Genomic DNA, 4,836 nt, shown 5'->3' on the forward strand with positions numbered 1-4,836 from the left:
TTTATATTGACATTATCGAGAAAGGTGAAGGGATTAGACCCGTTGAAGCCTTGGCAACCCTTCGCCCATTGTGGTGAAGAAGGTGCTACATTCTACCCACGGGCACAAGCTCGGGGGACAGATAATTTTCCATTCCCCCCGGGATCTCTCCTCTTTCTCAAAATTCACAAATTCCACCCTTGCAGCGTCCGTCAATACGGGCAACTGCATCGGAATACAGCTTGTAGAGATGAGAGCAACAGCATTGAAGAAAATCGAATGGGCGGATTTTTCCACCCTAAATGGGACCACATTGCCCATAACCCTGTCCTATGAAGAATTCGGGAGGGAATTGCATACGGCCCCTGTTGTTTTGGTAAATCACGCATTGACCGGGAATTCCAACGTTGCCGGGGCAGAAGGTTGGTGGGTTCCCCTGGTAGGTCCTGGTAAATGTATAGATACGGATCGGTTTACCGTTTTGTGTTTTAATATTCCCGGGAATGGTTACGATGGCTTTCTGATCGAGAATTATAAGGATTTTGTGGCTGCGGATATCGCCAGGATTTTTATAAGAGCTCTGCAGCATTTAGAAATACCCAGGCTCTTTGCCTTAATCGGTGGATCCCTCGGCGGAGGTATTGCCTGGGAAATGGCAGCTTTAGAACCCAACCTGACCCAGCACCTCATTCCAGTCGCTTCAGATTGGAAATCGACGGACTGGCTGATTGCCAACTGTCAGATCCAGGAAAGATTTCTGGAGAATTCCAGCAACCCGGTTCACGATGCCCGGATGCACGCCATGCTATGTTACCGCACTCCGGAGTCCTTTAAGGCGCGCTTTGAGCGAACGACCAATGAAGAACTCCAGGTATTTAACGTGGAGAGCTGGTTGCTGCACCACGGGAAGAAGTTGCAGAAGCGGTTTCAATTAGCCGCCTATAAATTCACCAATCAACTTTTAAAGACTATCGATATATCGCGGGGAGGCACGGATCGTTTTCAGGCCTTAAAGGACAGCGATACCTGTATCCATATCATCGGGGTGGATTCCGATTTGTTCTTTACGGCCTCAGAGAACCGGGAAACCTACCGGCACCTGGCAGAATCACGCAGCAACGTGACCTATGGTGAGATTCGCTCCCTTCACGGTCACGATGCCTTTCTAATAGAGCACGAACAGATGGAGGATCTCCTCAGGCCTGTTTTTCAGCCTGAAGCCACCCCCAGTCCGTTGAAAGTTTTAAAATTCGGGGGTACTTCCCTGGCCAATGGTGAGGGGCTGGACCGCGTTGTGGAGATCATCCGGGATAAATATTTTGCCCGGGAGCGCCTGGTGGTTGTGCTTTCGGCTCGTGGTAGGGCTACCGATGAATTATTGGAAATGTTGGAATCCGCCGCTCAGGGCAGGGATTTTAAACATTTACTTCGGGACTTTCGAAAATACCAGCAGAAACCGTTGGAAGGAGAGACCTTGGAAGACCTCTTTACCGGGTTGGAGCGCCTCCTCGATGGGGTGCGCCTGCTGGGGGATTTCAGTCCTAAAATCAGGGATCATGTATGGGCTTTTGGCGAGTTGCTCTCTGTGCGGGTGGTAAGTGGATTACTTCGAAAAATGGATGTTCCGGCCCGTTTTCTGGACTCCCGGGAATTTCTGCTTACCGATGCGCGATACGGCGATGCACGTATTCAGGAAGGGCTTTCCCGGGAGCGTGTCCGTACTTGTTTTGAGCAAATGGACAGCGGTGAGGTAGGGATTGTAACCGGATTTATTGCGTCTTCTGCTGCAGGACAAACCACTACCCTGGGCAGAAACGGAAGTAACTATACAGCTTCTTTGCTGGCCAATTTCCTCAACGCCGATGAACTCGAAAGCTACACCCATGTCGACGGGATTTATACGGCTAACCCTGCCCTGGTCCCCAATGCCCGTCGTATCGACCAATTGTCCTTTGATGAGGCCAATGAAATGGCCAACTTCGGGGCGAGTGTCCTGCATGCGAAAACCATCATCCCCTTGCTGGAGAAGAACATTCCACTGCGGATCCTGAATACTTTTGAAAAACAGGGTAAAGGCACCCTTATCAGTGCTGAAAAGACCCGTGATGGGGTGCGTTCCCTTTCCGTCATTGAGGAGGAGGCTTTGATCCATCTGGAGGGCCGTGGTTTATTGGGAAAAGCGGGGGTTGATGCCCGGATATTTCAGAGTTTGGGTCGCAATGGGATTAGTGTGGGGATGATTTCTCAGGGTTCATCTGAAAGGGGTATTGGGCTAGTGGTTAAAGCTTCAGAAGCCGAACAGGCCCGGGTTGTTCTGGAAGCTGAGTTTGAGGCAGATCTCAAGACCCGGGATATCAGCCGGATTTTCGTCACCCGGGATGTCGCCGTGATTTCCCTGGTGGGACAGGATCTGAGTACTTTTCACAAACCCTATACAGCCCTGATTCGAAATCAGATTGTCCCTCTTTTATTCAATAATGCCGTAACCGGGCGAAATATCAGCCTGGTGGTTCACAAGGCTGACATGATCAAGGCGCTGAATGTGATGCACAGTCAGATTTTTGGAATCAGCAAGACGATTAATCTCGTTTTGTTCGGCGTTGGTCAGGTAGGGAGTACACTCATTGATCAAATCCTGGCCTCCGCGCCGGAGATAGAATCCCGCAAAGGAATTGAGATAAAAATAGCAGCCATAGCGAACTCGAGAAAACTGCTTTTTGACCCCAGGGGTATCGGGGCGGGATGGCAGCAACAGTTAAAGCACCAAAAGGAGGGGTATTCCCTGAAGGACCTTTTCCGCATGACATCGGAACATCACCTGGAAAATCTTATCGCGGTGGACAATACCGCAAGTAAAGACTTTGTAGAGGATTACCTGAGCCTGATTCAGAACGGCTTTGATCTGGTTTCCTCCAATAAAATCGCGAATACCGGATCGTATGACACCTATGCTAAATTCAGAAATGATCTGCGGGCCAATCAAAAGCAATATTTATATGAGACCAATGTGGGAGCCGGCCTTCCCCTTATAGATACCATTCGACTGTTGCACCTTTCCGGGGAGAATATCACCCGGATCCGGGGCGTGTTTTCGGGATCCCTGAGTTATATTTTTAATTCGTTTTCAAAGGAGGGTACTTCGTTCAGTGCGATTCTAAGGCAGGCTTTAGAAGCGGGATACACGGAACCGGACCCCAGGGAGGATCTCTCCGGTAATGATGTAGGCCGTAAATTGCTGATTCTGGCCCGGGAGCTCGGTTTGCGGAATGAATTTGAGGAAATACAGATTGAAAACCTGATTCCCGCAGCGTTGAGGAAGACATCTTTACGCGAGTTTCTGGAGGCTTCAGATATCCTGGATGCACATTTTCAAAACAGATGGGGGGAAGTTCCCCTGGGGCATGTGCTTCGCTATATTGGCGAACTGTCGGGGGACCTCCAAAAAGAAAAGGGTCTGTTGCAGGTCAAACTCGAGCCCGTTCCTGTGGCAAGTGCTTTGGGTAACCTGCAAGGGGCAGATTCGCTCATTGAGATTTATACAGAGTCCTACGGCTCAAATCCCCTGGTGATACAGGGGGCCGGGGCCGGGGCAGCCGTGACGGCCCGGGGGGTATTTGGGGATTTGCTTCGAATTGCAGAAAAAGGGCATACTGAATTTTAACACCATTAAACGTACAATCGTGAAGAAACAACACACAGAAACCACAGCCATACGGACCCAATTGCCGAGAACTTCCTTTCAGGAACACTCCGTACCCCTGTACCTCACTTCCAGTTTTGTCTTTGATGATGCGGAGGATATGCGGGCTTCATTTGCTGAAGAAAAGGACCGGACGATCTACTCCCGGTATTCCAATCCGAATACCGATGAACTCATTGACAAGGTTTGCCTTATGGAAGGGGCAGAGCGGGGTTTTGCTTTTGCCTCGGGTATGGCTGCGGTATTTTCCACCTTCGCGGCCTTGCTCGAGAGTGGGGATCATATTGTGGCCTCGCGATCTGTCTTTGGCTCTACCCATACCCTGTTTACCTCCATTTTTCCAAAATGGGGGATTTCACACTCCTATTTCCCTTTTGACCAGCCCGAAGCCATTGAATCCCTGATCCGGCCCGAGACGAGAATCCTCTACGCCGAATCCCCGACCAATCCGGGAGTAGACCTGCTGGATCTGGAACTGCTGGGAAACCTCGCCAAAAAGCACGGGTTGTTACTGGTCATCGATAATTGTTTTGCGACCCCATACCTGCAACAACCTATTCGTTTCGGAGCCGATGTCGTCATACATTCGGGCACCAAACTCATGGACGGACAGGGTAGGGTGCTGGCCGGACTTGCCGTAGGCTCGGAGGCCCTGATCGACAAAATCTACAGATTTGCCCGTATAACCGGACCGGCACTTTCGCCTTTTAATGCCTGGGTCCTGTCCAAGAGCCTGGAGACTTTACCCGTGCGCGTAGACCGTCATTGTGAGAATGCCCTGTCTGTGGCCTCTTTCCTGGAGGGACAACCCGGGGTGAATTGGGTAAAGTACCCTTTTCTGCCTTCACACCCTCAGTACGAGCTGGCCCGAAAACAGATGAAAGCCGGGGGGTGTGTGGTGGCTTTTGAAGTTGACGGGGGAGTCGAGGGCGGACGCCGTTTTTTTGATAGAATTAAGCTTTTGTCGCTTTCTGCCAATCTGGGGGATTCCCGCAGCATTGTAACGCATCCGGCCTCTACAACGCATAGTAAACTCAGCCCGGAGGAACGTGCGCAAAGCGGAATTTCCGATGGAATGGTCCGGATTTCCGTGGGCCTTGAACACCCCGGGGATGTCATTGCAGACCTCCGGCAAGCCCTCGGGGAATAGATATGGG

The 4,836-nt window shown here is 50.9% G+C and carries 2 protein-coding genes and 1 riboswitch; both genes read left to right on the forward strand.

Going from position 1 to position 4,836, the window contains the following annotated elements; all coding sequences use genetic code 11:
- Nucleotides 1-9: 9 nt before the first annotated feature.
- Nucleotides 10-128, forward strand: a riboswitch (SAM riboswitch).
- A 101-nt stretch (nucleotides 129-229) separates the two neighbouring features.
- Nucleotides 230-3,640: a bifunctional aspartate kinase/homoserine dehydrogenase I gene (gene thrA / locus WBV75_RS07555; RefSeq protein ID WP_424120021.1), complete on the forward strand. Its 3,411-nt coding sequence runs from the start codon at nucleotides 230-232 to the stop codon at nucleotides 3,638-3,640.
- Nucleotides 3,641-3,656: 16 nt separating this feature from the next.
- A complete protein-coding gene (locus WBV75_RS07560; RefSeq protein WP_424120022.1) occupies nucleotides 3,657-4,829 on the forward strand; it encodes a trans-sulfuration enzyme family protein in 1,173 nt (390 codons plus the stop codon).
- Nucleotides 4,830-4,836: the final 7 nt, after the last annotated feature.

It is taken from the genome of Robiginitalea sp. (assembly GCF_049588695.1).
Classification (GTDB): Bacteria; Bacteroidota; Bacteroidia; order Flavobacteriales; family Flavobacteriaceae; genus Robiginitalea.

What these genes read in the sequence shown, in the direction of transcription:
- thrA (WP_424120021.1), top strand. Translation starts at nt 230, where the DNA reads ATGAGAGCAACAGCATTGAAGAAAATCGAATGGGCGGATTTTTCCACC.